General features: G+C 71.7%; 16 protein-coding genes and 2 pseudogenes. 7 read left to right on the top strand and 11 right to left on the bottom strand.

The window, feature by feature from the left end; all coding sequences use genetic code 11:
* Window positions 1-83: 83 nt before the first annotated feature.
* From QMQ26_RS34205 to QMQ26_RS34195, 3 genes are all read left to right on the top strand, one after another.
* Window positions 84-2,234 (top strand): serine/threonine-protein kinase, encoded by a 2,151-nt coding sequence (locus QMQ26_RS34205; RefSeq protein WP_282204015.1) that lies wholly within the window; start codon window positions 84-86, stop codon window positions 2,232-2,234.
* A 473-nt stretch (window positions 2,235-2,707) separates the two neighbouring features.
* Window positions 2,708-4,195: a ricin-type beta-trefoil lectin domain protein gene (locus QMQ26_RS34200; protein ID WP_282204014.1), complete on the top strand. Its 1,488-nt coding sequence runs from the start codon at window positions 2,708-2,710 to the stop codon at window positions 4,193-4,195.
* Between the two features lie 32 nt (window positions 4,196-4,227).
* Window positions 4,228-6,405, top strand: coding sequence for an RICIN domain-containing protein (locus QMQ26_RS34195; protein WP_282204013.1), 2,178 nt, complete (start codon window positions 4,228-4,230; stop codon window positions 6,403-6,405).
* A gap of 106 nt (window positions 6,406-6,511) precedes the next feature.
* Here the strand turns inward: QMQ26_RS34195 and QMQ26_RS34190 are convergent, their stop codons facing one another.
* Window positions 6,512-6,892 carry a VOC family protein gene (locus QMQ26_RS34190; RefSeq protein ID WP_282204012.1) on the bottom strand — a complete coding sequence of 127 codons (381 nt, stop codon included), beginning with the start codon at window positions 6,890-6,892 and terminating at the stop codon, window positions 6,512-6,514.
* 203 nt (window positions 6,893-7,095) lie between these two features.
* Between QMQ26_RS34190 and QMQ26_RS34185 the strand changes: the two genes are divergently transcribed.
* Window positions 7,096-7,719, top strand: a complete 624-nt coding sequence (locus QMQ26_RS34185; protein ID WP_282204011.1) for a VanZ family protein — start codon at window positions 7,096-7,098, stop codon at window positions 7,717-7,719.
* A 56-nt stretch (window positions 7,720-7,775) separates the two neighbouring features.
* Here QMQ26_RS34185 and QMQ26_RS34180 read toward each other — a convergent pair whose 3' ends face one another.
* From QMQ26_RS34180 to QMQ26_RS34145, 8 genes and pseudogenes are all read right to left on the bottom strand, one after another.
* Window positions 7,776-8,693: a class I SAM-dependent methyltransferase gene (locus QMQ26_RS34180; protein WP_282204010.1), complete on the bottom strand. Its 918-nt coding sequence runs from the start codon at window positions 8,691-8,693 to the stop codon at window positions 7,776-7,778.
* Between the two features lie 108 nt (window positions 8,694-8,801).
* Window positions 8,802-9,380 (bottom strand): helix-turn-helix domain-containing protein, encoded by a 579-nt coding sequence (locus tag QMQ26_RS34175; protein ID WP_282204009.1) that lies wholly within the window; start codon window positions 9,378-9,380, stop codon window positions 8,802-8,804.
* A 48-nt stretch (window positions 9,381-9,428) separates the two neighbouring features.
* Window positions 9,429-10,148 (bottom strand): hypothetical protein, encoded by a 720-nt coding sequence (locus QMQ26_RS34170; RefSeq protein WP_282204008.1) that lies wholly within the window; start codon window positions 10,146-10,148, stop codon window positions 9,429-9,431.
* A 95-nt stretch (window positions 10,149-10,243) separates the two neighbouring features.
* Window positions 10,244-10,723: a macro domain-containing protein gene (locus QMQ26_RS34165; protein ID WP_282204007.1), complete on the bottom strand. Its 480-nt coding sequence runs from the start codon at window positions 10,721-10,723 to the stop codon at window positions 10,244-10,246.
* 277 nt (window positions 10,724-11,000) lie between these two features.
* Window positions 11,001-11,309, bottom strand: coding sequence for a hypothetical protein (locus QMQ26_RS34160; RefSeq protein WP_282204006.1), 309 nt, complete (start codon window positions 11,307-11,309; stop codon window positions 11,001-11,003).
* Window positions 11,294-11,794, bottom strand: a complete 501-nt coding sequence (locus QMQ26_RS34155; RefSeq protein WP_282204005.1) for a hypothetical protein — start codon at window positions 11,792-11,794, stop codon at window positions 11,294-11,296. Before QMQ26_RS34155 ends, QMQ26_RS34160 begins: the two co-directional genes overlap by 16 nt.
* A gap of 616 nt (window positions 11,795-12,410) precedes the next feature.
* Window positions 12,411-12,746, bottom strand: coding sequence for a hypothetical protein (locus QMQ26_RS34150; protein WP_282204004.1), 336 nt, complete (start codon window positions 12,744-12,746; stop codon window positions 12,411-12,413).
* Between the two features lie 50 nt (window positions 12,747-12,796).
* Window positions 12,797-13,264, bottom strand: a pseudogene (locus QMQ26_RS34145) (IS256 family transposase); the annotation flags it as partial.
* A 181-nt stretch (window positions 13,265-13,445) separates the two neighbouring features.
* Here QMQ26_RS34145 and QMQ26_RS34140 point away from each other — a divergent pair.
* The 3 genes and pseudogenes from QMQ26_RS34140 to QMQ26_RS34130 form a co-directional block, all read left to right on the top strand.
* Window positions 13,446-14,009, top strand: a pseudogene (locus QMQ26_RS34140) (replication initiator); the annotation flags it as partial.
* Window positions 14,009-14,209 carry a helix-turn-helix domain-containing protein gene (locus QMQ26_RS34135; protein WP_282204003.1) on the top strand — a complete coding sequence of 67 codons (201 nt, stop codon included), beginning with the start codon at window positions 14,009-14,011 and terminating at the stop codon, window positions 14,207-14,209. The pseudogene QMQ26_RS34140 and the gene QMQ26_RS34135, both read left to right, overlap by 1 nt.
* On the top strand, window positions 14,209-15,501 hold the full coding sequence (locus QMQ26_RS34130; protein ID WP_282204002.1) for a tyrosine-type recombinase/integrase: 1,293 nt from the start codon (window positions 14,209-14,211) through the stop codon (window positions 15,499-15,501). The genes QMQ26_RS34135 and QMQ26_RS34130 overlap by 1 nt, the downstream gene beginning before the upstream one ends.
* A 118-nt stretch (window positions 15,502-15,619) precedes the next feature.
* On the opposite strand, the gene QMQ26_RS34125 is transcribed toward QMQ26_RS34130, so the two are convergent.
* Together QMQ26_RS34125 and QMQ26_RS34120 are read right to left on the bottom strand one after the other, a co-directional pair.
* Window positions 15,620-16,294 carry a hypothetical protein gene (locus QMQ26_RS34125; protein ID WP_282204001.1) on the bottom strand — a complete coding sequence of 225 codons (675 nt, stop codon included), beginning with the start codon at window positions 16,292-16,294 and terminating at the stop codon, window positions 15,620-15,622.
* A 74-nt stretch (window positions 16,295-16,368) separates the two neighbouring features.
* Window positions 16,369-24,243, bottom strand: coding sequence for a polymorphic toxin-type HINT domain-containing protein (locus QMQ26_RS34120; RefSeq protein ID WP_282204000.1), 7,875 nt, complete (start codon window positions 24,241-24,243; stop codon window positions 16,369-16,371).
* Window positions 24,244-24,746 lie beyond the last annotated feature (503 nt).

Raw genomic sequence — 24,746 nt, 5'->3', positions numbered from 1 at the left:
CTGGTAGATTCCCGGGCAGACCGGCCCCGGCGGCCCGCACCACGCCCCGGCGCGGCCCGGTCGGGGAGACCGGGGAGGCAGCCTTGGCCGCAGGACGCGTGCTCGCCGCGCGCTACCGTCTGGACGAGCTGATCGGGCGCGGCGGGATGGGCCAGGTCTGGCACGGGTGGGACGTCGCGCTACGGCGCCGGATCGCCGTCAAGCTGCTGCACACCGACCTGCACGACCCGCGCGGCACCGACCTGTTCCTCAACGAGGCCCGGCTCGCCGCCGGGCTCGGCCACCCCGGCATCGTCACCGTCCACGACCTGGGCCGGGAGCCCGACGGCACGGTCTACCTGGTGATGGAGCTGCTCACCGGCACCGACCTGGCCGTCCGGCTCCGCGCGGACGGGCCGCCGCCGGTCGCCGAGGCCGTGGACTGGGCGCTCCAGCTCTGCGACGCGCTCGCCTTCGCGCACACCGCGCAGGTGATCCACCGGGACCTCAAGCCGGCCAACCTGTTCCTGGACCGGACCGGACGGCTGAAGATCCTCGACTTCGGCATCGCCAAGCACCGCGAGGGCCGGTCCGACACCCACAGCCGGGTGATGGGCACCTTGGCGTACCTGCCGCCGGAACGCTTCCACGGCCGTTCCGGCGACCACCGCGGAGACCTGTACGCCCTCGGCTGCGTCCTGTTCGAACTGCTCACCGGCCGACCGCCGTTCGGTACGGGAGACCCGGTCCGGCTGATGGTGCGCCACCTCTCCGAGCCGCCCCGACCGCCCGGCGGCGAGGCGCCCCGTCCCGTCCCGCCCGCGCTCGACCGCCTGGTCCTCGACCTGCTCGCCAAGGACCCGGACGCCCGCCCCCGCTCCGCCGCCGAGGTCGCCGACCGCCTCCGCCACCTCGACCCCGCGCCCACCGTCCCCACCACGCCCGCCGCACCCGCCACCGCCGTCCACTTCCCGTCCGGGCACGACACCGTCCGGCTGACGCCCCAGCCCGTGCCGGCTGTGCCGTCCTCGCCGCCCGTACCGCCCGTGCCGCTCGCCGCGCCGACGGCGGTCACCGCGCCGCTGCCCGCCCCCGGGCCGACGACGCCCGCCCCACCGACGGCCGCCACCGTCCGCCTGCCCCAGCCCGCTCCGACCGCTCCGACCGCTCCGACGACCATCCCCCTCCCGTCCTCGCCCCTCCCGTCCTCGCCCCTCCCGGACCCGGGGCCGCACGCCACGGAGTCGGTGTACGTCGACTGGATCAGCGCCCTGCACGCCGCTGGGCAACTCCCGCCGCCCGAACGGATGCTGGCCCGGCACGGTCGCGGCTACCAGTCCACCGCCTGGGCGAACGCCGTGGCCCGGGCCTGGCCGGCGGCGGAGCTGGGCGCGCTGCTGGCCACCTACGAGAGCGCCCGGCTGCCGCGCCTCGCCAACGAGATCACCCGCAGCCTCCCCGACCACCGGGAGAGCGCCGAGTTCCCGGCGCTGCTCGCCGGGCTCCGCGCGGCCGGGCAGCAGCTCCGGCTCACCATGCTGACCGCCGCCCTGGAGAGCCGCGCACCCGAACTGCTGCCCCCGGCACCGACCCGCCGCACCCCGCCGGGCATCCCGATCAGCGCGGCCCGCGCGGAGCTGTTCGCCCGGTTCGCCCACCGGATGCGCGCCGTCGCGGCCCGCCGGGCGGACCCGCCCCCGGCCGGGCCGAACGTCCCCCCGTTCGCGGCGGTCGTCGCGGCGGTGGCCGCGCTCACCGGGGCGGGGATCGCGGACGAGGCGGCGTTCCTCGACTGGGTCCGGGCCCAGCCCCCGGGCGAGGACCGGTTCCGGGCGGAGTGGCTGCCGACGCTGCACCGGCTCCGGCACTCGGGGATCTCGCCGGACGACCTGGTGGCGGCAGTCGCGCGGGCCTGGCCGGCCGCCGAACTGGGCGCGGTGGTCGCGGCGTTCCACGCCACCGGGCAGTTCGAGGTCGCGGGGCAGGTGGTCCGGCGGGCCGGGGCGGTACGGGCGCCGTCGGAACTGCCCGCGCTGGTCGCCGGTTTCCGGCGGGCGGGCCAGCACGGCCGCCTGGAGGTCCTGCTGCACGAGGTCGGCCGCCTGGCCCCGCCGACCGTCGCGGCAGCCGCGGCGGCCCTCACCGCCGCCGGAGACACCACCACCGCCGGGGCGCTGCTCCGGCCCCGCCCGATGACACTGGCGGAACACCGCAGCCTGCTCCTCAACCGCGTCCCGCCCCACTGGAGCCGCTGACCGCCGCGCCCGCCGCCGAGCCCCGCCGCGCCCGTCGGCCTTCCCACCGTCCGCCCGGAACTCTTCCCACCATCCGCCCGGAACTCTGCGATGACCTGCCGGTCGAAGTCCCCGGCCGTGGCGGGTGCCTCCCGTTCCTCACCGGCGGCGGGCGGCCGGTGCCGTCGTCCCGGGCGATTTTCATCTGTTAACAAACACAACTGGGCACGTCCCGGCGCGGCGGTCCACACCGGGCCGCTCCGTGCACGGTCTTCGAGTCCTGTACGCACGGGGGTTGACGTGGCCGCGCAGACCCCCCTAACTTCACGTCTTGAAAAAGGTCCAGACCAAAGCCGGCAGGGCTGCTGGCCACCACCACTGATTCCCCCTCAGGGGATGATCCGCCCTGCCCGGACCGCTCCGGACGCTCCCTCAGGCATCGCTTCGCGTTCACTAACTGAACGAGTGAACGTACTCCCCCACGAGGAGCCGCCTTGATCCGCACCCGTCTGCGCCCCCGCACCGAAGGCCACACCGACGGTCGCACCGACAGCCGCACCGGCACCCGCCTCCGGGCCGTCGCCGCCGCCGTCGCGCTGCCCGCCACCGTCGCCGGCCTGCTGGTGGCCGGTGCCGGCCCGGCCTCGGCCGCGGCCAACGCCGGTCCGGGCTTCCCGGCGCACTACGCCGCGCCGTACCTGGAGACCTGGAACTCGCCGAACACGCTGGCGGACGCCCGCAACAGCGGCGGGCTGAAGTACGTGACCCTCGCCTTCGTGATCAGCGACGGCAGCTGCAACGCCACGTTCAACGGCAACACCTCGATCACGGACGCCGGTTGGACCAATGCGATCAACGCGCACCGGGCCGCCGGCGGCGACGTGATCGCCAGCTTCGGCGGCGCCTCCGGCACCGAGCTGGGCCAGGCGTGCACCAGCGTCTCCAGCCTCCAGGCCCAGTACAAGCGGGTGGTGGACGCGCTCAACCTGACCAGGATCGACCTGGACATCGAGGGCGGCGCGCTGAACGACACCACCGCCAACGACCGCCGCAACCAGGCGCTGGCCCAGCTCCAGCAGGCCCAGGCGGCCGCGGGCAAGCGGCTGGACGTCAACTACACGCTGCCGGTCAGCCCTTCGGGTCTCGAATCCAACTCGATCAGCCTGCTGAACAACGCGAAGAGCCGCGGCCTGACCGTCAACGCGGTCAACATCATGACGATGGACTACGGCCCGGCCATGGACATGGGCCAGGCCGCGATCAGCGCCGCCAACGGCCTGCACACCCAGCTCGGCCAGATCTGGACGTCCAAGACCTCCGACCAGCTGTGGGCGATGGAGGGCAACACCCCGATGATCGGGGTCAACGACACCACCGCCGAGGTGTTCACCACCGCCAACGCGCAGACCCTGGAGTCCTTCGCCGCGTCCAAGGGCATCCAGTTGCTGGCCTTCTGGGCGATCGGCCGCGACAAGGCGTGCGCCAGCAGCGGCACGCTCTCCGACAGCTGCAGCGGCACCCCGCAGTCGGCGTACCAGTTCTCCAAGACCTTCAACGCGATCACCGGCGGCGGCACCACCACCCCGCCGACCGGCGGCCGCACCGGCCGGATCACCGGCTACGGCGGCAAGTGCGTGGACGTCGCGGCCGCCAGTTCAGCCAACGGCACCGCCGTGCAGCTCTACGACTGCAACGGCACCACCGCCCAGCAGTGGACGGTGGGCACCGACGGCACCGTCCGGGCGCTCGGCAAGTGCCTCGACCTCACCTCGGGCGGCACCGCCAACGGCACCCAGGCCCAGCTGTACGACTGCAACGGCACCGCCGCCCAGCAGTGGCAGGCGCAGTCCAACAAGACGCTGGTGAACCCGGCCTCCGGCCGCTGCCTGGACGCCACCGGCCCGTCCTCCGCGAACGGCACCCGGCTCCAGATCTGGGACTGCTTCGGCGGCGCCAACCAGCAGTGGAACCTGCCCGCCTGATCGCCCGTCGGCCCGAGAAAGGAGCAACCCCCTTGCGCAGCAACAGAATCCTCCCGCTCGCCGCGACCGCCGGCCTGCTCGCCTCCTCCGCGGTGCTGCTGGCCCCCGCCCCCGCCGCGCTGGCCGCCGTCCCGACCGGGGCGACCACCCTGGTGGCGCAGAACTCCGGCAAGTGCGTGGACGCCGCCGCGGCGGCCACCGCCAACGGCACCGCCGTCCAGCAGTACGCCTGCAACGGGACCACCGCCCAGCAGTGGCAGGTCCAGGACCTCGGCAACGGCTACGTCCGGATCAACAACCAGAACGACACCTCGAAGGCGCTGGACGTCACCGACGTCTCCACCGCGGACGCCGCCAAGATCCAGCTGTGGACGTACAGCGGCGGCCTGAACCAGCAGTGGCAGGCGGTCGCCGAGGCGAGCGGCGCCTACCACTTCGTCAACCGCAACAGCGGCAAGTGCCTGGACGTGCCGAGCGCCTCCACCGCCGACGCGGTGCAGTTGCAGCAGTACACCTGCAACGGCTCCGCCGCGCAGTCCTTCACCTTCGGGAGCACCGTCACGAACCCGCCCGGCACGCCCGACTTCGGGCCAAACGTGGCCGTCTTCGACCCGTCGACGCCCGCCGCGACCATCCAGGCCAAGCTGAACGCGGTCTTCTCCCAGCAGGAGAGCAACCAGTTCGGCAGCCAGCGCCAGGCCCTGCTGTTCAAGCCGGGCAGCTACAACGTGGACGCCAACGTCGGCTTCTACACCCAGGTCGCGGGCCTGGGCCTGTCCCCCGACGACGTCACCATCAACGGCGCGGTGCACGCCGAGGCGGACTGGTTCCAGGGCAACGCGACGCAGAACTTCTGGCGCTCCGCCGAGAACCTCTCGGTCAACCCGACCGGCGGCACCGACCGCTGGGCGGTCTCCCAGGCCGCGCCCTACCGCCGGATGCACGTGCGCGGCAACCTGCAACTGGACGACGGCGGCTGGTCCTCGGGCGGCTTCATCGCCGACTCGAAGATCGACGGCCAGGTCCGCTCCGGCTCCCAGCAGCAGTGGCTGTCGCGCAACGCGCAGTGGGGCAGCTGGACCGGCTCCAACTGGAACATGGTGTTCGTCGGCGACGTCAACGCGCCCGCCAACTCCTTCCCCAACCCGCCCTACACCACGGTCAACCAGACCCCGGTGGTGCGCGAGAAGCCCTTCCTGTACGTGGACTCCGCGGGCGCGTACAAGGTGTTCGTCCCGGCGCTGCGCTCCAACACCTCCGGCACCAGCTGGGCGGGCGGCGCGCAGCAGGGCAGCTCGCTGCCGATCGACCAGTTCTTCATCGTCAAGCCGGGCGCGAGCGCGGCCGACATCAACTCGGCGCTGGCGCAGGGCAAGAACCTGCTGTTCACGCCGGGCGTCTACCACCTGAACCAGACCCTGAACATCAACCGCGCCGACACCGTGGTGCTCGGCCTGGGCCTGGCCACCCTCGTCCCGGACAACGGCATCACCGCCGTCAACGTCGCCGACGTGAACGGCGTGAAGCTGGCCGGCCTGCTGATCGACGCCGGGACGGTCAACTCGCCGGTGCTGATGCAGCTCGGCGCGGCCGGCTCCGCCGCCGACCACTCGGCCGACCCGACCTCGCTGCACGACGTCTTCTTCCGGATCGGCGGCGCGGGCGTCGGCAAGGCCACCCAGTCGCTGGTGGTCAACTCCAACAACGTGATCGGCGACCACATGTGGCTGTGGCGCGCGGACCACGGCAGCGGCGTCGGCTGGACCAGCAACACGGCCGCCAACGGGCTGGTCGTCAACGGCAACAACGTCACCATGTACGGGCTGTTCGTCGAGCACTACCAGCAGACCCAGGTGATCTGGAACGGCAACAACGGCCGGACGTACTTCTTCCAGAACGAGCTGCCGTACGACCCGCCGAACCAGGCCGCCTGGACGAACGGCTCCACCCGCGGTTACCCGGCCTACAAGGTCGCCGACTCGGTGACCAACCACGAGGCCTGGGGCCTGGGCTCCTACGCCTACTTCAACGTCAACCCGTCCGTGGTCGAGGAGCACTCCTTCGAGGTCCCGAACCGCTCCACCGTCCGCTTCCACGACATGGTGACCGTCTCGCTCGGCGGCACCGGCACCATCGCCCACGTCATCAACTCCACCGGCGGACCGTCCAACTCGTCCACCAACGTGGCGAACCTGGTGGCCTACCCGTAAGCCCCCCGGACCCGGCCCCCACCGGAAAGGCGGCCGCCCCCTCCGTGCGGGAGGGGGCGGCCGCCGCCGTCTGCCTTACGCGTTGCGCCCTGCGCCTTGCGTCGGGTCAGTGGGCGGGGGCCCGTTCGGCGGTGCCGCGCAGGACGCAGAACTCGTTGCCCTCCGGGTCGGCCAGCACCACCCAGCCGGTGCCGTCGGCGTCGCGGCGGTCGGCGACCAGGGCGGCGCCGAGGGCCAGCAGGCGTTCCGCCTCCGCGTCGCGGGTGGTCTCGGGACGCAGGCAGAGGTGGACCCGGTTCTTGACCGTCTTGGCCTCGGGCACCTGGTGGAAGTAGAGCACCAGCCCGTCGGCCAGGGTCACCTGCGTCTCGCGGTCGCCCGGCCGGCAGTCCGGGTCGACCGGGCGGCCCGTCACCGCGCCCCAGAACCGGGCCAGCCGGTAGGCGTCCGCACAGTCGATCGCCACGTTCTGCACCAGGGAAACCATGCGGACGAGTCTGCCGCACCGCCCGGCCGGAGGCCACCGGCCCGCGCCGGTCCGCGCCGGTCGGCGCGGCATGGGAGCGCTGCCACGGGGTATTCGGCGGGGGCACGGGGAACAGGGAGCGGAACGCGGGAATGGGGAGGGCCTCGACAGTGGGCAGAGTGCGGGCCACTTCGGCGGGTGCCGGGCAGCAGGAGGCACCGGCCGTGGACGTGGAACCGGTGGGCGGCCGGTCCTCGTCGTGGGACTGGAAGCGCTGGCGGACCCGGAAGCCCGGGAGCGCCCCGGCGGCGTCCGGGGACGTCCCGGCCGCCCCCGGGGACGCGGGCGTCCGGCGGGCCGAGCGGACCCGGCCGGCTTTCATGGAGCGGCGCGGACCGTTCTCCGTCCTGGCCCGGTGGCTGATCCTGCTGGCGGGGCTGGTGCTGACCGTGGTGTTCGCGGTCGCGCTGGCCCGGGTGACGCTGGTGCCGGAACCCGGCGCCCGGAACCTGGTGCACCCCAACTTCCACCTCGGCGCCTCGCTGCGCGGCTACCTGGACCAGCCCGCCGTCCGGGCCGCCGCCCAGCAGGTGGGCGGGAACATCCTGCTGGGCGCGCCGTTCGGAGTGCTGCTGCCGGTGCTCTTCCCCCGACTGCGCAGCGTGCTGGCGGCGACCGCGCTGACCGCGCTGGTGATGGTCACGGTCGAGACGGCGCAGGGCCTGCTGGTGGAGGGCCGGGCGTTCGACGTGGACGACGTCCTGCTGAACACGCTCGGCGCCCTGCTGGCCCACCTGCTGCTGGGCCGCCGGATCGGCCGCGCCCTATACGAGCGGCGCCGGGTCTGAAGCACCGGACTCGCGGGGCGCCCGGTGCCCGGCGGTCGGCCTCGGCGAGGTGGGCGTCAGGGGCGGGCGGCCCAGACCTGGCGTTCGGTGCGCACCGCGAGGTCCTCGCGCAGCGCGACGCTGTCCGGGCCGTCGGCGTCGGTCAGCCGGTCGAGGGCGGCCAGGTCGGCGGGGTCGAGCGCCTCGGCGGCGGCGGAGCGGATACGGCGCAGGGTGGCCAGGGCGTAGCGGCCGACGGACGGGTGCTCGGTGGCGTCGATGTGGACGGTGACGGTGCGCTCGCCGGTGACGGTGAACCCGGCGGCGGTCAGCAGCGGCCCCCAGTCGGCGCCCCGGTGCGGGACGTGCTCGGCGTGGAAGTGGTCGGTCGCGCGCTGGCAGCGCTCCTCCAGGCCGGGGCGCTCGGCGGGCGCGTCCGGCGGTAGGAAGCGCGGGAAGCCGGCCAGCTCGACCAGGGCGAACACGCCGTCCGGGGCGAGGAGTTCGCGGACGCGGCGCAGGGCCCGGCCGGGGTCGGCCAGGTGGTGCATCGAGGCGGACGCCCAGACCAGGTCGGGCCGGCCGAGTTCGGGCCAGTCGGCCTCGTCCAGGTCGGCCTGCACGGTGGCGATCCGGTCCGCCAGGCCCAGCGCGTGCGCCTTCTCGCGCAGGCGCAGCAGGTGGCCGGGCGAGGCGTCGACGGCGGTGACCCGGGCCTCGGGGAAGCGGCTCAGCAGCGCGAAGGTGCCGGCGCCGGTGCCGGCCCCGAGGTCGACGACGTGCCGCGGGTCGGCGTCCAGCGGCAGCCAGTCGGTGATCGCGGCGAGGTGCTCGGCCAGCACCTCGGCGTCCAGGTCGAGGACCTCGGCCTGCCCGGCGTCGTCCTCGACCGGGTGCTGGTGGTGGGCGTGGGCGTGCTCGTGAGCGGGGGCGTGCCCGTGGGCGGGGGTGTGGGCGTGCCCGTGGGCGGGGACGTGGGGCTGCGGGTGGCTCATGGTGCCACCGTACGGCCGTCATGCGCGTGGGGCACGCATCCTCCCGGAATGCGCAAGACAGTGCCGTCCCCGCTTGCCGCAGGCGCAAGCCGTCAGCAGGTCAGCAGGTCAGCAGCGGTGCGGGCCGGGGTCGGGCTGGTGGCCGCGGCGGGCGTCGCGGTCGAAGATGCCGAGGATCTCGCACGGCCCGCCCTCGGCGCCGATGGCGTGCGGCATCATCGTGGGGAACTCGGCGGCCTGGTGGGTGGCGAGCCGGATGCGGCGGTGGCCGAGCATCAGGATCGCGGTGCCCGAGAGCACGACCAGCCACTCCCGGCCGGGGTGGGCGCGCATCCGGGCCGGGTTGTCGGGCGGCGGCTCGGTCATCCGCTGGCGCACCACGCTGATCCCCGGGTCGCCCTTGACCGGCCAGCGCATGGTGCCGTGCGGCCCGTCGACCGTCGGACTGATCACCACGTCCTCGGCGGCGGTCTCCACCAACTGGTCCAGCGTGGTGTCCAACGCCCGCGCCAGGGTCACGAGTTGGTCGAGCGCGAGTCGGCGCTGCCCGTTCTCGATCCGGCTCAGCGAGGACTGGCTGAGGTTGGCCCGGCCCGCCAGTTCCTCCAGCGACCAGCCCTGCGCGACCCGCAGCGCGCGAATCCGCTTGCGGACCAGCCCGTCCAGGTCACCGGCGTCTTCCGTCATGCGCAGCATCGTAGGCCGCCGCACCGGCTCCCCCCGGCCGCCGGGGCGCTACCGCGGGTCGGGAACGACGTGGGCGAGCGGGCGGTCGACGTCGACCAGGCAGGAGATGACCCGCTGGTGCAGGTCACCGATCCGGTCCCGGACGGTGACCCGGACGTACAGGTCCCGGACCACCGCGAGGGCGGGTTCGGCGAACCAGCCGAGCAGGAAGCTGCTCTCGCCGCCGATGAAGCTGTTCGGACGGATGGACGCGAAACGGTAGTCGGCTCCGGAGCGCAGCCCGTACCGGGCGACGGCCGCGACGACCCCGTCCCGCCCGGTCCACCCCGTACTCGGGCCCGGCCCGTCAGGCCCGTCAGGGGCCCGCGCCCCCGCCTCGGCCACCGGGTCGGGGAAGAAGTCGAGGCGGTAGTCGAGGGAGACCACCACCACCGCGCCGCTCCCGCCGTTGCGCAGGTGACTGGCCCAGGCGAGTGCCCCGTCGGGGGCGTGGCCGCCCGTCGGCCAGCCGGTGTTTCCCAGCAGCGGACGGACGGTGCGGGCGAACTGGGCGCGCGCGACGATCGCCCCGATCGCAGCCAGCAGCGCGGCGGTCGCGCTCTGCGTGTCGAGCAGCTGCCAGGACCACGGCCAGGAGCGCAGCCCCTGCGCGGACAGGTTCTGCCGGACCATGGTGTGCACGAACAGCAGGACGGCCGCCGCGGCCAGCCCGTTGAGCGTCCAGGTGACGAACGGGTTGCGCCGCACCACCCGTTGCCGCAGGTCCATGCGCGTCCCCTCCCTCGCTCCCCCGGTGCGCTCCCAGCGTCCCGCCGATCGGGCCGGTGCGGAAGAGGGCCTGCCCGCGGCGGCGGGCCGGCCGGTCAGTGGTCGTAGACCGTCACCGGTATGCCCCGGGCGGTGAGGCGGTCGGTGACCAGGGGTTCGATCCGCTCCCACCTGCCGCCGGCCAGGCCGCAGCCGATCCGCGGCATGTGCACGGAGGCCCCGAGCCGGACGGCCTCGGCGGCCAGGGCGGCCAGGGCGGTGTCGATCGCCTCGTAACGGACCGGGACACCGGTGGAACGGCCGGTCCGGATGCCGCGCTGACCCACCATGTTGGCCACCCACAGACCAGGCGTGACCCGCACCAACTGCACCGCCCCCAGCCCGAAGTCGTTACCGGCCCGCTCCCGGTGCCAACGGCGGAACGCGGCCTCCGGTTCGGGCCAACGCCGGGAGAGCGCCAGCACGAATCCCTTGCCCCACCCCCCGAGGTCGTTGCAGACGTGCGCGATGATCCGCGGTCCTTCGCCCTGCGGCGCGGTGGCGTCGCCCCGCAGATAGGTGATCGTTCCAGCCATGCCGACCATCCTCGCAGCCGCCACCGACAGCCACCGGAGCCGATGACAGCACGTCAGAGCCCCGCCGGGTGGCGCCCGGAGCCGGAGGTTCAGGCCCGTGCCCTCCCGGTCGATCCCGACCCACAGGTCGGCGGCACCGGTACCGAACGGCCCGGTACGCCAACTGACGCTCCGGACGGTGTCGGTGACGGCCTCCCGGGCCCCCTCGACGAAGACCCGTCACGACCGGCACGCATCGACCACCCAGCAGCTGTAGGGCGTCCCCTACGGCTGCCCCTTACCGCCCGGAGGCGCGGGGCACGGCGTCCGCACCGCGCTCGCCGACGGCGGCGACCAGCTCGCGGACGCGCTCGGCGGCCCGCGCCCGCGAGTCGAACGGCAGGGTGACGCTGCGGGGTTCCGGTCCGCCGACCTCGATGTTCACCGCGTAGCCCGGTTTCCTGCGGATCTTTCGCACGATGACCGACACCAGTCTCCCGACGCCGATCACCACGGCGGCCCCCAGCGCGATCAGCGGGCCGTCCGGTAGGGCCGCAGCGCCCCCGTCCAGCTTCACCCCGCCGGGACCGGTCAACCGGACCGCCACCGGGACACCGTCCGGACCGACGACCGCATCCCCCACGACTGACTGCCCGTCCGGCCCGCGCCACCGTCCAGCTCCAGCAGCCCGGCAGCGTCCCCGTCGCCGAGGCATGCCGCCCGCATGGCGACGATCCGGTGCCCGACCTCCTCGACGCCGCTCCTGGTACGGCTCCCCGTTCCCCCGACCGGCAGGACCCGGCCGTCGCGCAGCCGCAACTCGACCAGCCAGTAGTCGGCCGCGTCCGCTCTCCGTCCGGCGCGGACGGCAACCGTCTCGACCTCCTGCCAGGGGGTACGGAGGGAGCGCCCGATCGACCGCTCGACAACGCCGTCCTGGTCGATGACCAGCCCCATCCGGGCCGCACGGAAGCACCACACCGCGGAGAGGACCGTCAGGACCACGAAGAACACCCGCGATCCGACCGACGGCCCGGTCAGGCCAGCGGCCGAGAGCACCAGGAACACCAGCCCTGCGCCCACCAGAATCATCCGAGCAGGGTCGCTACTCTTCACCGGCTTCATCGGCCCCCCACCGTGTCGGCTGCTCAGCGCCCGGCCCCAGCTCCCCCAAACCACCAGCCTCGACGCGGACTTCATCCTACTGGCCGTGTCAGATCGGAAGTGAGAGAGGTGGACTTGTTCCTCCGGCCACAGCCTCCGGGCACGACCACGCCGAACGCCACCACCACTCTGGTCCACCCGCCAGGACTGAGCGCGCAGTTGGAACGGGAACTCCGGATCAGCCTGACCGATGGTCAACGCGAGCCAACGTTCTGCGGTCGGCAACCGCCACACCTGCATGCCGCCGACGACACTGCTCAGGAAGAAGAGCGGCTCGGGTGCCGTGTCGCGGCCGGTACGGCGAGATCCGACTCCAGCTCCTGTTCTGCTGCTTCGGTGATCGACAGATGGCCATCAGCGGAACCTTCCGCCCGACGTCGACTCGGCACGGTCGAAGCCCAATCACCGGTGCCCACCGCGTCGACAAGGAACGTTGAGAGGTCCGGAGGGGCGCGCAGCGTCCTGGACGGTGCCGGTGACGGTCTCCCGGGCGCCCTCGGCGAAGACCCGCCCGAGCAATGGTCGATACCCGTGGACGGGTTGCTCATGATGGTGGCGGGTTCGTTCCCTGAATGATCTGCCGGCGGGGGCCCGGGGTGGCTGACGTGAGGTGTCGGACGCCTCGGCCTCGGAGGGTCACGAGCGCGGTGTGGACGGGGTCGAGCTCCTCGACGGAGCGGTGGTAGGTGAGGATCTGCGTCAGTTCCAGGTCGATGGCTTCCACCGCGTCGCGGATGCGGTCGAAGCGGGCTCCCCGACGGACGGGCCCGAGTGTGCAGCGCACGGTGGCGGTGGCCTCGGTCGCGGTCACAACGGTGACCTGGTCGATCTGCAGTTCCACCTCGACCGCGTGCTTGTCCGGGTTGGCGTGCTCGGTCATGCCGCCGCCTCGGCGCACTCGGCCAGGACGCCGTTCTCGATGCCGCGGTCGGACAGGTCCCGGTCCTGGAAGGCGGCGCGGTCGTCGCTCCACTGCTTCGTCAGCCCGGTGACGGTCGCGGGCGACAGGCCGGCCGTGCCGCCGAGGAACTGTCCCGGTGCCGGGACGAAGTCCCCGAACGACAAGCCGTGCAAGGAGAGCAACGGCAGGGCCTCGGAGATCTTCGGGGAGAATCGTTTGCGCTCGCCGGTGGTCTCGTCGACGCGGCGGTCGTTGACTCGGGCAGCGGTGACCTGGGCCGAACCACCCGCGGTGACCACGGTGCGGGGCCGGTGGCGGCCGTTGCGCACCACCAGGCGCCGTCCGTCCTCGTCGGTCTCGGCTGCCAATTCGGCTGTGTACTGGTTGACTTCCGCTTCCAGCGCCGCGGCGGGCATCCGCCAGCCTCCCCCGCGAACGATCTCGTCGATCAGGGAGCCGGACCGGGTCGGGCCGTCGTCGGTGCCTACGCTGAGCACGGGCGTGCCTTCCTGACCCGCGCTGCAACACGGGCCCACTCGGAGACCTTGTGGATCATCCGTGAAGGTACGCCTTCCGTGTCCCTCCCGGCACCACCCCACAGGTTCAGAGCATCGCTCGACCCGCACGACGGACTCGCCCGCCTTCGAACTGGCCAGGGCCCCATCGACGCCTGACACCGACGCCGAACTGACCGATCACGCGGTCGCCGCCTACGTGGCCAAATACGCCACCAAGTCCGCCGACGCCTCCGGCGCTCTCGACCGCTCCCTGTTGTGCCGCCCCTGCCAGGGACGCGGCATGACCCTGACCGGCCGCGGAACCCCGCTCCAGTGCTCCGCCTGCGCGGGCACCGGACAGGCCCGGCCGCTGCGCCGCCTCGCCGTCGAACGCCACGTGAGGCAGATGATCCGCACCTGCTGGGAGCTCGGCAAACGCCCGGAGTTCGCCGACCTCAAGCTCTGGAAGTGGGCGCACATGCTCGGCTTCCGGGGGCACTTCTCCACCAAGTCCCGCTGCTACTCCGTCACCCTCGGCCAACTGCGCGACGACCGCCGCGCCTGGCGCACCGAACAGGCCCGCGCACACGCCGGCCTGCCCGACCTCGACCCGAGTACGACCCTCGTCATCGGCCACTGGGCCTACCACGGCTCGGGCTACAGCCCCGGCGGGGAACTCCTCGCCCCCGCTGTCTGGCACCGCAGAGTGCTGGCACGGCAGTTCACCGCAGAGGGCAGCTGCTGATGCCCCCACTCACGGGGCCGGGTGAGGACCTGCTGACGGTCCCCCAGGTCATGGCCCGCCTCCAGCTCGGCCGCTCCGCCGTCTACGACCTGCTCCGCACTCGGCAGCTCGCCTCCATCGCCCTCGGCCGCGCCCGCCGCATCCCCACCCACGCCCTCAACGACTTCATCCGCACCCGCCTTCAACTGGACGCCGCCTGATGACCACACCCCGCGACACCCCCGCCTCCCGCCGCGTCCGCGCCAACGGCACCGTCTACCAGCGCAAGGACGGCCGCTGGGAAGCAGCCGGCTACGTCCTCGCCCCCGGCGACACCCGCAAGCGCGTCCGCGTCTACGGCATCACCCGCAAGGAAGCCCTCGCCAAACTCACCGAGAAGATCGCCGCCACTAACCGCGGCCTCCCGGTCGTCTCTGTCCAGGGCAGCCTGGCCGCCTATCTGACGTACTGGCTGGAGAACGTCGCCGTCCACCAGCTCCGCGAGACCACCCACACCCGCTACACCGCCTGCACGAACCGCTACCTCATCCCCGGCCTCGGCAAGAAGAAGCTCGCCAAGCTCACCGCCAAGGATGTGCGCACATGGCTCAACCAGCTCCGCACCACCTGCCAGTGCTGCGCACGCGGCCTCGACGCTGCCCGCACACAGCCCCGCTGCTGCGCGATCGGCAAGTGCTGCGGCAAGCGGCTCTCCCCGCTGACCCTCGCCTACATCCACTCGGTGCTCAAGTCCGCCCTGGAGCACGCAGTCCGGGAGGAAGAGATCCCGCGCAACGTCGCCCGCAACGGCACACCCCGCCCCCGCCGCTTCGAGCCCCTCACCGCCGACGAGGCCCGCACCTTCCTCACCACCGCCCAGGGCCACCGCCTCCACGCACTGTTCGAACTCGCCCTCCGCACCGGGCTCCGCAAGGGCGAACTCCTCGGCCTGCGCTGGGAAGATCTCGACCGCGGCAGCGGCACCGCCAGCATCCGCCGCACCCTCCAGCGCACCCGCACCGGCGGCCTCACCACCCTCCCCACCAAGACAGTCAGCTCCGAACGCCGCATCGCCCTCCCGACCCCCTGCCTCACCTCGCTCCGCGCTCACCGCAAGCAGCAGGCCCAAGAGAAGGAGAAGGCCGGCGCGGGCTGGGTGGACAGCGGCCACGTCTTCACCCGGCCCGACGGCCACCCCATCGAACCCGCCACACTCACCCGACACTTCAACGCACTCCTCCGCCGAGCACACCTCCGCCAGATCCGCTTCCACGACCTGAGGCACTCGACCGCGACCCTCCTCCTGGAACAGGGCGTCGAACTCGTCGTCATCAAGGAGCTGTTGGGTCACGCCCACATCGGCGTCACCGCCACCGTCTACGCACACGTCCGACTCCGCCTCCAGCGCGACGCCATCGACCTCCTCGGCCACACTCTCGGCAAGCCCTCCGAGGCCGGCACCGACCCTCACGGCGGCGACGAGCCACCGCTTTGTGCAGCATCCGTCCGCTGACGTTGCCGTCAACTACTGCCGTCAAACGGCCAATGGGCCCCTTCCATCTTCCGGAAGGGGCCCATTGCCATATGCGGAACCAAATTGGATCTAATGACTCATCCGACGGCGCTGATTCTCAATAGGAAACTGGGGAGAACTGGAGCCCTGCCTGCCAGGAGGAATCGCCCGCAATGAATCGGTAGAAGGCGTCAATGACTCGCGCCAGCTCTCCCACTACGGCCCGGAAGTGCTTTTCCTTGGCGCCTTCTCGAACCTCCAAAGCATAGAACCCTTCCGGAACTCCAGCAGCGACGCCGAAGCCCACCTGAATAAACCACCCGGGCTCAAGTTCGACGATGACATACCAGTCCTCCAGCGAAAGCCCATTCAGCGCTCGGGCCACATCGTCTCGACTCGGACTGTCGACGATTGATCCATCGGCCAGTTCCAGGCTTGCCGCATTCCCGCCCTCGGGGAAATGCACCCTGCTTTCCTGCGGGTCATAACACGTGATCCCGCACCTACTGGCGAGCCCGAACAGGAAGCTGGACATTTCCAGCTTTCGGGGGTAGGAGATCGAGACAATCACGCATTCATCGGTGCGATACAAGGACGAAGCCCAAGGAGAGGTGTCCATGTTCTCCTCCGACAAGTCTGGAAACTGGCTGGTCAGCTCGTTGTAGAACGTCGCCAAGGCGGAGCGCTCGTGCACGATGCCAGTCCCGCCTTCAACCATGGCAAGGTACTTCTGCCCCGCTTCAGCGGAAGAGACGGGCTGCGCCTCCCACCAAAATCCAAGATCAAAGCTCACGAGATCACTCCCTGTAGAGACAACCACTCGGCGCTGCCGGGGGCAGCCTACCTAGGTAGGCCGCCCCCGGCCAATCACCTTGGCACCCAGGCGTTGAAGGTCCCCTCCAGGGTGATGCCCCCGCTGGTCGTAACTGAGTTCCCCGGCGTGTTCAGCCAGTTATCAAATACCCTCTGCGGCGGAGTCAAGGGTGAAGTTCCCCCCTTTGTCTCCACACCAAGCCAGCGCCCATCGATCTGAACAGCACCGTCATACTTGCGCAGAGGGAATCCTGGAACCCTTGCATAAACCTGGCCTCGAATTACTGGAGCGCCATCCAGTTCAAGCTGATCCAAGACTGTTCTCTCATCGAGAGAACCATCGGTTCCCGGTTCCCCATTTCGCTTCGAGAATTTGCCATCAGGCGTACGCGGAGCCTTACCCGTAGCACATCCAGGCCCAACAGGACTGGTGTTATGCACCAATACCGGCGTCGTGCCCGCGAGTACATAGTACGTGTGGAGGTCGGCGACGGTGAGGTTGTAGGCGGTCGTCGGGGCCGTGAGGTAGTTGGTCACCTTCAGGACCGTCACGGTGCTTCCGGTGTCCGTGCGTACCTTGTCGCTGGCCTTGAGCTCGGCGGCGTCCGTCCACTGGCCGGTGGTGACGTCCCAGAAGGGGTGGTGCTGAGTCGAGGTGAGCGTGTGGAGAGGGGCGGGGCCCTCGCCGGTGGTCAGGGTGAGGGTGGTGAATTCCTGGTCGTCCGGGGTGGTGAAGGTGTTGGTGACGGTTTCCGCGGACGTGGTGTCGGTCTCGGGGTCGGTCGCCGTGACCTGGTCGCCCTGGGCGAGTTGGTCGATGGGCTTGGCGGTGCCGTCGGCGAGCAGGACCGGCGTGCCTGCGGGGAAGCTGTTGGGGCAGCCTCCGGACGGCTCCGGCTCGGCCCCGGCTCGGCCCAGTGCCGTCGCCTCGTCGGCTGCTCCGCCGATGACTTTGCGGACCAGCGGTGCTATCAGTTCGCCCGCCGCGTGCGAGCCGGCCGAGAACAGTGCTCCGACGGACGCGGCCACGGCCATGTCGGTGGCGACGCCGCCGAGTGAGTGGTCCGCTCCCGGAGTGAGGATGTTGGTGGTCCAGGCACCGATCGCGGCGGAGGCGGCTCCGCAGCCAGCTGCTGCCGCGAGGAGGCTGGTGCCTCCGGTCTCGGGGGCGCCGGCGGTGGCGCCGACCCAGCAGCCTGCGTAGGTGACAGTCTCCAGGGCGGCCCCCAGGACTTCGCCGCCGTGGTGGTACCCCCAGTCGGCGACCTTGCCCCAGAAGCTCTTCTTCTTGACCTTCGTTTTGTTGCTGTTGTCGCTCTGTGCGGCAACAGGCGAGGAGGAGGTGTCCGGGGTGCTGTCGTCGGTCACGACGTCGCCGCTGCCACCGCCGTCGGTCAGGGCGGCGTGGAACAGGCCGGTCGGGTCGCTGCTGCTGACGGGGTCGTTGTTGCTGTAGGCGTAGCCGTTCCACTGCTGGGGGTCGGCGGGGCCGAGCAGCGGATCGGGGCTGAGGAACCGCCCGAGGAGGGGTTGGTACTCGCGGGCTCCGAGGTTGGTGAGTCCGGTGGTGTCGTCCTTGGTGCCGCCGACGAAGCCGTGGTCGCCGGCCCAGGTGGTGGGCTGGGTGCCGCGGGGGTTGCCGAACGGGTCGCTGGGTCGGCGTGCCACCTGGAGGGTGGCGGAGTCGACGGCGAGCGTTCCGGTGCCGTGGTGGTCGGAGATCTGGAAGCTGAGAGTGGGAGCGGAGCCGGTGCGGACGGCGGTGATGCCGTTGGGCATCGGGTAGTAGCGGGTGCCGGAGAGCGTCTTGGTGGTGAGGTCGTAGGTGGCCTCGTCGGCGCCGAGGCTGATGGTGATCTTGCCGCCGGGGTTGCGGCGGATGAGCTGGTTGCCGTCGGCGTCGTAGAGGTAGGTGGTGTCGCCGGCTGCCTGGGAGGTCTTGGCGAGTCTGCCTTCGGAGTTCCAGGTGTAGGTGGTCTTGCCTGAGGTGTCGGCGATCTCGGTGGTGTTGCCGGCGGCGTCGTACTTCAGGTTCGCGGAGCTGACGCCGCTGGGGCCGGTGGAGGAGGCACCGAGCAGGGCGTGCGCGCCGCCGGTGCCGGCGCCGCCGCCGGTGGGGGTGTTGGCCGTTCCGGCGGCCGGGTAGGTGGACGTGGTGGTGGTGTTGGCGGTCGCGGTCTGGAGCAGCTGCGTCCAGGGGGACCAGGTGGAGGAGCTGTCGTTGCGCTTGCTGTAGTCGATCTTTCCGGAGCCCGCGCCCAGGAGCTTGAGGTCGGTGCCGTAGCCCACCGCTCCGATGGTGGTGAGGGCGGGGACGGCTCCGGCGGTGGAGGTGACGTCGGCCCAGGTGGTCCACTGGCCGGCGGAGTTGCGGATCACGTGCCAGGGTTTGCCGGAGGCCAGGTTGACGACCTGGAGGCCGGCGGTGGTGTTGGCCAGCGCGAGCTGTCCGGCGCCGGTCTGGGCCCCGGTCAGGGCACCGGTGACGCTGTAGACGTCGCCCCAGCCCTGCGTCTGCCAGGTGCCGTCGGCCCTGCGGACGGTGTGCCAGAGCTTTCCGCCCGCCGAGACGCCGATCTCCAGGCCCGAGCCGGTGGCCGCGGCGGCCATCTGGGTCGGGTTGGAGAGGGTGCCGACGACGCTGAACACGTCGCCCCAGCCCTGCGTCTGCCAGGTGCCGTCGGCCCTGCGCAGGGTGTGCCAGAGCTTGCCGCCGGAGAAGGTGAGCACCTCCAGGCCGGAGGAGGTCGCGGTCAGCGCGAGCTGGCTCGGCGAGGCCAGGGCGCCGACGACGCTGGACACGTCGCCCCACGCCTGCCAGGTGCCGTCCGCCTTGCGGAGGGTGTGCCAGAGCTTGCCGCCGGCGACCGCCATGACCTGCAGTTGGCCGTTGCTGACGGCCGCCGAGACGGAGGTGACGGAGCTGAGCGGGCCGGCCTGGGCCATCAGGTCGGTGTACAGCCCCCAGGTGCCGTCCGCGTTCTGACGGGAGGTCCAGACCTTGCCGTCGGCCAGGGCGACGCCCCAGCTCTGGCCGGCGTCGCTGGCCGCGGCGATCTGGGTGATCTGCGACGGGTTCAGCACCACGGGCGCCGAGCTGCCGACCGCGTGGTCGGTCCGGCTGGTCCGGTTGCCGGTGACGTCGTAGGTGTAGTCCTGCCAGTACGGGTTGCCGCCGCCGACGGTGTTGGTCGCCGGGGCGACCGCCCCGCTGGTGGGGGTGGTGTTGGTGCAGGCGCCCTGCGAGAGCGCCTTGTGCTCGCCGGCCGCCGGGGTGGTGATGCCGCCCTTGTCGGTCCAGGCGGTGGTCAGGCGGCCGAGCGCGTCGTAGCTGAAGCACTGGCGGTCCGCCAGCGCCGGCGCGTTGTCGGGGGTGTCGGTGATCGAGGTGACCCGGCCGGCCGGGTTGTAGGTGTACGCGGTGAGCTGGGTCGGGGCGGCGGCCTGGGTCTGCCGGTCGACGCTCTGGCTGAGGGTCTGACCGGTCGCCTGGTCGTAGACGGTCCTGGCGACGACCTGGGTGCCGTAGGGGTTGACGACCGTGCTGGTCGGGCGCCCGAAGGCGTCGACCTGGGTCTGCCGGTCGTACGTCACCAGGCCGCCGTAGCCCTGGAGGATCCCGTCGATGCCGTAGGAGTAGCCGAGCTCCTCGCTCGGGAGATCGCCGACGGCCGGCAGCTTGGTGGTCTGGACGTTGCCGGTGACCCGGTCGTAGGTGCTGGAGGTGGTGTAGGTGAACGTCGTTCCGGCGGCTTGGCCGACCTCGGTGCCGGGGATGGTGATCGTGGTGCCGGTGGCACGGTAGGCGTCGTCGTACCCGGTGACGGCCGTGGTGTACGCCGGGCCGCCGGCACCGCTGGTGTAGCGGGTAGAGGAGGCGGGCTTGCCCTTGCCGTTGGTGACCGTGTCGAAGGTCCAGGCCGCCAGTTGGTTGGCGGCACCGGTGCCGCCCTGGAAACTGCCGGTCTTCCGGCCGATCAGGTCGTACGTGTAGGACAGGGTGGTGTTGCGGGCGTCGGTGGCCGAGGTGAGGTGCCCGGCGTCGTCCCAGGTCTGGAGGGAGACTCCGCTGTCGGGGTCGGTCGCCTTGGTCTGCCGTCCGCGCTGGTCGTACTCGTAGGACCAGGTGTTGCCCGCCGCGTCCTTGCGGGTCAGCGGCTTGCCGTCGACGGTGTAGGTGTAGCGGGTGATGGTGGCGTCGGCGGCCTGTCCGGTCGGGGTGGCGGTGCCGTACTGCCACAGTTCGCCGGTCCGGCCGCGCGCGTCGGTGACGGTGGTGGTCGGTGCGGAGCCCTTGGGCGGGGTGGTGTCGACGCGGTCCGCGCCCGGGTAGGCGGTGGTGGTCGACCACTGGTCGGCGCCCATCGACCGGAAGGTCGAGGTGACCGTCCGTCCCCGGCCGTCGAAGGCCAGCACGGTCTGCGACGGGATGGCGGCGTCGGCCGCGTCGGGGGTGGTGTCCGGGACGACCAGGGTGCCGGACGGCGCCGAGGAGTTGTACCAGGGCGCGTTGGTCTTGTAGGCGCGCCCGTGCGAGTCGTAGAGGGTGTCGGAGATCAGCCGGCCGGTGTAGGTGCCCGTGCCGACCGCGTTCTCCTGGGTCTGCCGGGTGCGGCCGAGCCCGTCCATGATCTCGATGGAGCGGTGGTAGGTCGGCGGGGTGGTGTCACTGGTCAGGCTGCTGCTGGTGACGTAGGCCGGGACCTTGCGATCGGGGTCGAGCGTGTACGCGTAGGTGAGGTTGGCCGGGACGGTCGTCGCGCGTCCCGGCTGCCAGACCGCGGTCAGTCGGCCGAGCGCGTCGTAGGCCTCGTTGGTGGTCTTGCCGTTGAGGTCCGTGACGCTCAGCGGCAGGTTGCGGCGCGGGTCCAGCGTGGTGACGGTCTTCCAGGTGCCGGTGCTGCCCGGCGCCGGGCTGGTGGAGGTCACGCTGGTGGGCAGCTCGCCCGCCGCGGCCACCGTGTAGGTGGTCGTCGTGGTGGCGGTGCCCTTGGGGTGCTGTGCGTCGGTGCTGAGGGGGTCGGTGACGGTGGCCACCCGGCCGTAGGCGTCGAAGGTGCTGGTGCTGGTCGCGACGTAGCCGGCGTTGCCCGTCCCGTCGAAGGACCCGAGGACCTGGCTGCTCGTCGGGTCCGCGGTGGCGCCCGCCTGCTGGTAGGGCTTGCCGTCGTAGAACGCGCGGGCCCCGGACACCGTGTTGCCGGCGGCCGGCTTGGCGGTGCAGGCGTCCGTGCCGCTGACCATCAGCGTCTCGGCCACCAGGTCGGTGCGCTGCGGGTCGGGTCCGGTGGCGTACGTGGTGCGCACGCAGGTGTCGGGCAGGCCGGTGGCCCTGCCGAGCACGGAGGTGACGCGGTTGTTGGCGGCCGGGTCCATGGTGGTCGTGGTGCTGGTGACCTGGTCCGAGCCGTCGGTCTTCTTCTCCTTGGTGGTGGAGGTGCTGACCGTGCCCGGGTAGCGTGCGACCAGCGGCACGTCGAGCGTGGTGTTCCCGGTCTTGGCGTGCGTGGCCGTGGAGGACGGCTGCGTCAGCCGGTTGACGGTGACGGCTGCCGCGGCGGTGTCGCCGGCGTTGTCGAAGGTCTCGTTCTGGAGGACGTTGCCGGACAGCCAGTCGTCGTCGGTGACGGTCTCGCCGAGGGCGTCCGCCACGCGGACGGAGCGGCTGCCGGTGCGGGTCCTGTCCCCGTCCATGCCCTGCAGGTAGGTGGTGCGGGTCTTGGTCTTGGGGGTGTCGTCCGCGCCGGTGACGGCGGTGACGGTGGCGAAGCCGCGGAAGTCGCCCCAGGTCCGGGACTTGGGGTCGGTGTACTCGCTGTCGTCGCGGTGCCAGGCCGCCTTGCCGTACGTGTAGGCGGTGACGGTGAGCTTGCTGGAGGTGCCGGCCAGGTCCTCGACGGTGGTCGACTTGACCCGGTAGTGGTTGAACCAGTCGAGGATCGGGTCGGCTCCGGCGAGCGAGCCCGGCGGGGTCCACCGCACCGGGAAGCACGCCATGTCGTTGTCGTCCTCGGCCCGCGGCATGACGTTCTGGAGCCGCGAGCAGCCGGGCAGTTCGTAGTCGACGTGGAGGGTGCCGCCGGTCTCGGTCTGGATCGTCGAGATCCGGGGGCGGTGGTTGTCGAGGAAGGTCGCCCCGTTGGCGGAGGAGGCGACGCCGTCGACGCGGTTGGGCAGCATCTGGTAGCCGAAGGAGACCGGCGGCAGCGGGACGGACGGCGAGTCGGCGGTGGACGCCTTGCCGGTGCGCTGGATGCGGTCGAGCCAGAGCGGGACTTCGCCGCCGGCGTCGCCCGTCGGCGGGAAGCTCTGGGTCAGGACGTAGGAGTCGACGTTCTTCCAGGTGTTGTTGCTGCGGACGGCGGTGTCGATCCCGACCAGGCGGCGGGTGGTGAAGAAGGTGGGGCTGACATTGGTGCAGGCCCCGTCGGACTTGCACTCCTGGTCGACCGGGACGTCGGGCCACTTCAGCTTGTTGGCGACGGTCCGCTTGGCCGGGTCGCAGTCGAAGGACTCGTCCGCCAGGCAGCGCTCCGCGGTCGTGAAGTCGATCCGCGCGGCGGGCTCCAGCGTGCCGCCGGCCGCGAGCTGCTCGCCCAGGAGCTGCCCGTAGGCGATCCGGGCGGGCAGGTTGGCGCGCACGTAGGCGGTGCGGGTGCCGGTGCCCTTGTTCTGACCGCCGCCGCGGGAGTAGGAGTTGGTCTCGGGGGACCAGGTGACGGTGACCAGGTTGCCGTGGGCGTCGACGATGTAGTCCAGGCCCCAGCGCTGGGCCATCTGGCACCAGGTCTTGGCGTTGCACGGGTCCCCGGCGGCGGGCGAGTAGACGGGCACGGTGGAGACCGAGTTGGTCGCCGGGCCGGTGCCGGTCACGCCGCTGCCGTCCGCGGCGGGCAGGTGGTTGGCGCCGAAGTAGTAGGCGTTGCCGGAGGTGTCGGTGACCTTGACGTACTCGCCGTTCTCCGCGCCGTTGGACGCTCCGGTCCGGAACTCGATCTTCGTTCCGTCGTCGTCCTTCAGCCGCCACACGCCGCTGTTGTCGTCGCGGACCAGCTGACCGGAGTGCCCGCCGAGCGACATGGTCGCGTTCTGGCCCGCCCAGCACAGGTCGCCCGAGTCGGCGATCCCGGCCTTGTCACACGGCTTGTAGGTGCGCTCGATGAAACCCGGGGTGTAGTCCCAGCCGTCGCCGATCCAGGACGCCTGCGAGTTGGTCGCCGACGTCTTGCCGTCCACGGACGAGGAGTCGTACCCGAAGCTGACCGCCGGCACCTGGCCGCCGAGCGTGGACGGGCTCTGCACGGCGTACGAGTACGTCATTCCACCGCTGGAACTGCCCGCGCTCCACCCGGCCGACGGGTTCAGGTCGGACGCCTTGTAGTCGCCGCCGCCGCCGGACGCGGTCGTGTCCTGCGCCAGCAGCATCGGGCCCGCGCCCGACTGCGCGCCGGTCGCCGCGAAGGCCGACTGCGACGAGGGCGTCGCCCGGGCGGACAGGTCGACGTCGGCGACGACCTGCTTGCGGTCGGCGTCCACGTGCGCGGCCACCGGAGTCTTGGTGCGGCACGCCTGGACGTCCGGGGTGGTCAGCGCGCAGGAGGGGAGGAGGACGAGCCGGCCGCGCTGCGAGAACGCTCCGGCGCTGGCGGCGTCGAGCGCCGAGACGTCCAGGGCCACCTGGACCTTGCCGGCATCCTTGACGTTCTTGGGCTCCAGCTTCACCAGCAGGCCGTCGACGCCGGCCGCGGCGGCGGCCTTGGACGACAGTTGCGTGACGTCGACCGACCCCGAAGCCGCTTCGACGCGCGGCGCCATCGGATCGGCCGGTGCCAGCCACACCGGGAGGCCGGTCGCCTGCACCCGGTCGGCGGAGCGAGCCTTCGCCAGATCGATGGTCGCAGAGGCCTCCTTGACCTCCTTGCGTTCCACCACCTTCGCGGCGCCCTGCCGCTGCTTGCCATCGACAGCGGCATGAACACCCGCGTCCCTGACGGGAATCGAGGGGGTCAGGGTGATCGGTGAGTCCGGCGGCTCCCAGATCTTGTTCGAGTCGTCGGCCGCAGCCGCGAGGCTCACGGGGCCCAGCAGCGAGGCGATGACCGCCAACGTGCTGACAGCGATGACCGGCAGCCGGGAGCCGTCCCGTCGCCGCGTTCCTCTTCGGGCCGAAACCCTTCGGTTCGCTTGTTGCGACACCGTTCTGTCCCCTCCTGCATGCCTGTTGGCCGGTGTGTCGGTGCGTCAGAGTCGTGCACCATCGATGGGCGGGAGGACTTTACGGCGTCGGCGGAAACCACAGGGGAGATATCGGGCAGGTCGTGTACGTGATTCATCTCACTCCCCGCACCAATCGCCCACGCCTTCACAAAGGGGCCATAGCCGACCGGTCATCGCTTGGTCCGGTCAGAGGCATGACCGATCATTCCCCAGTC

The sequence above is a fragment of the Kitasatospora fiedleri genome (assembly GCF_948472415.1).
In the GTDB taxonomy this organism is placed as follows: domain Bacteria; phylum Actinomycetota; class Actinomycetes; order Streptomycetales; family Streptomycetaceae; genus Kitasatospora; species Kitasatospora fiedleri.
Note: the sequence above shows the minus strand (reverse complement) of the source record. Positions and strands in the feature narration are given on the sequence as shown.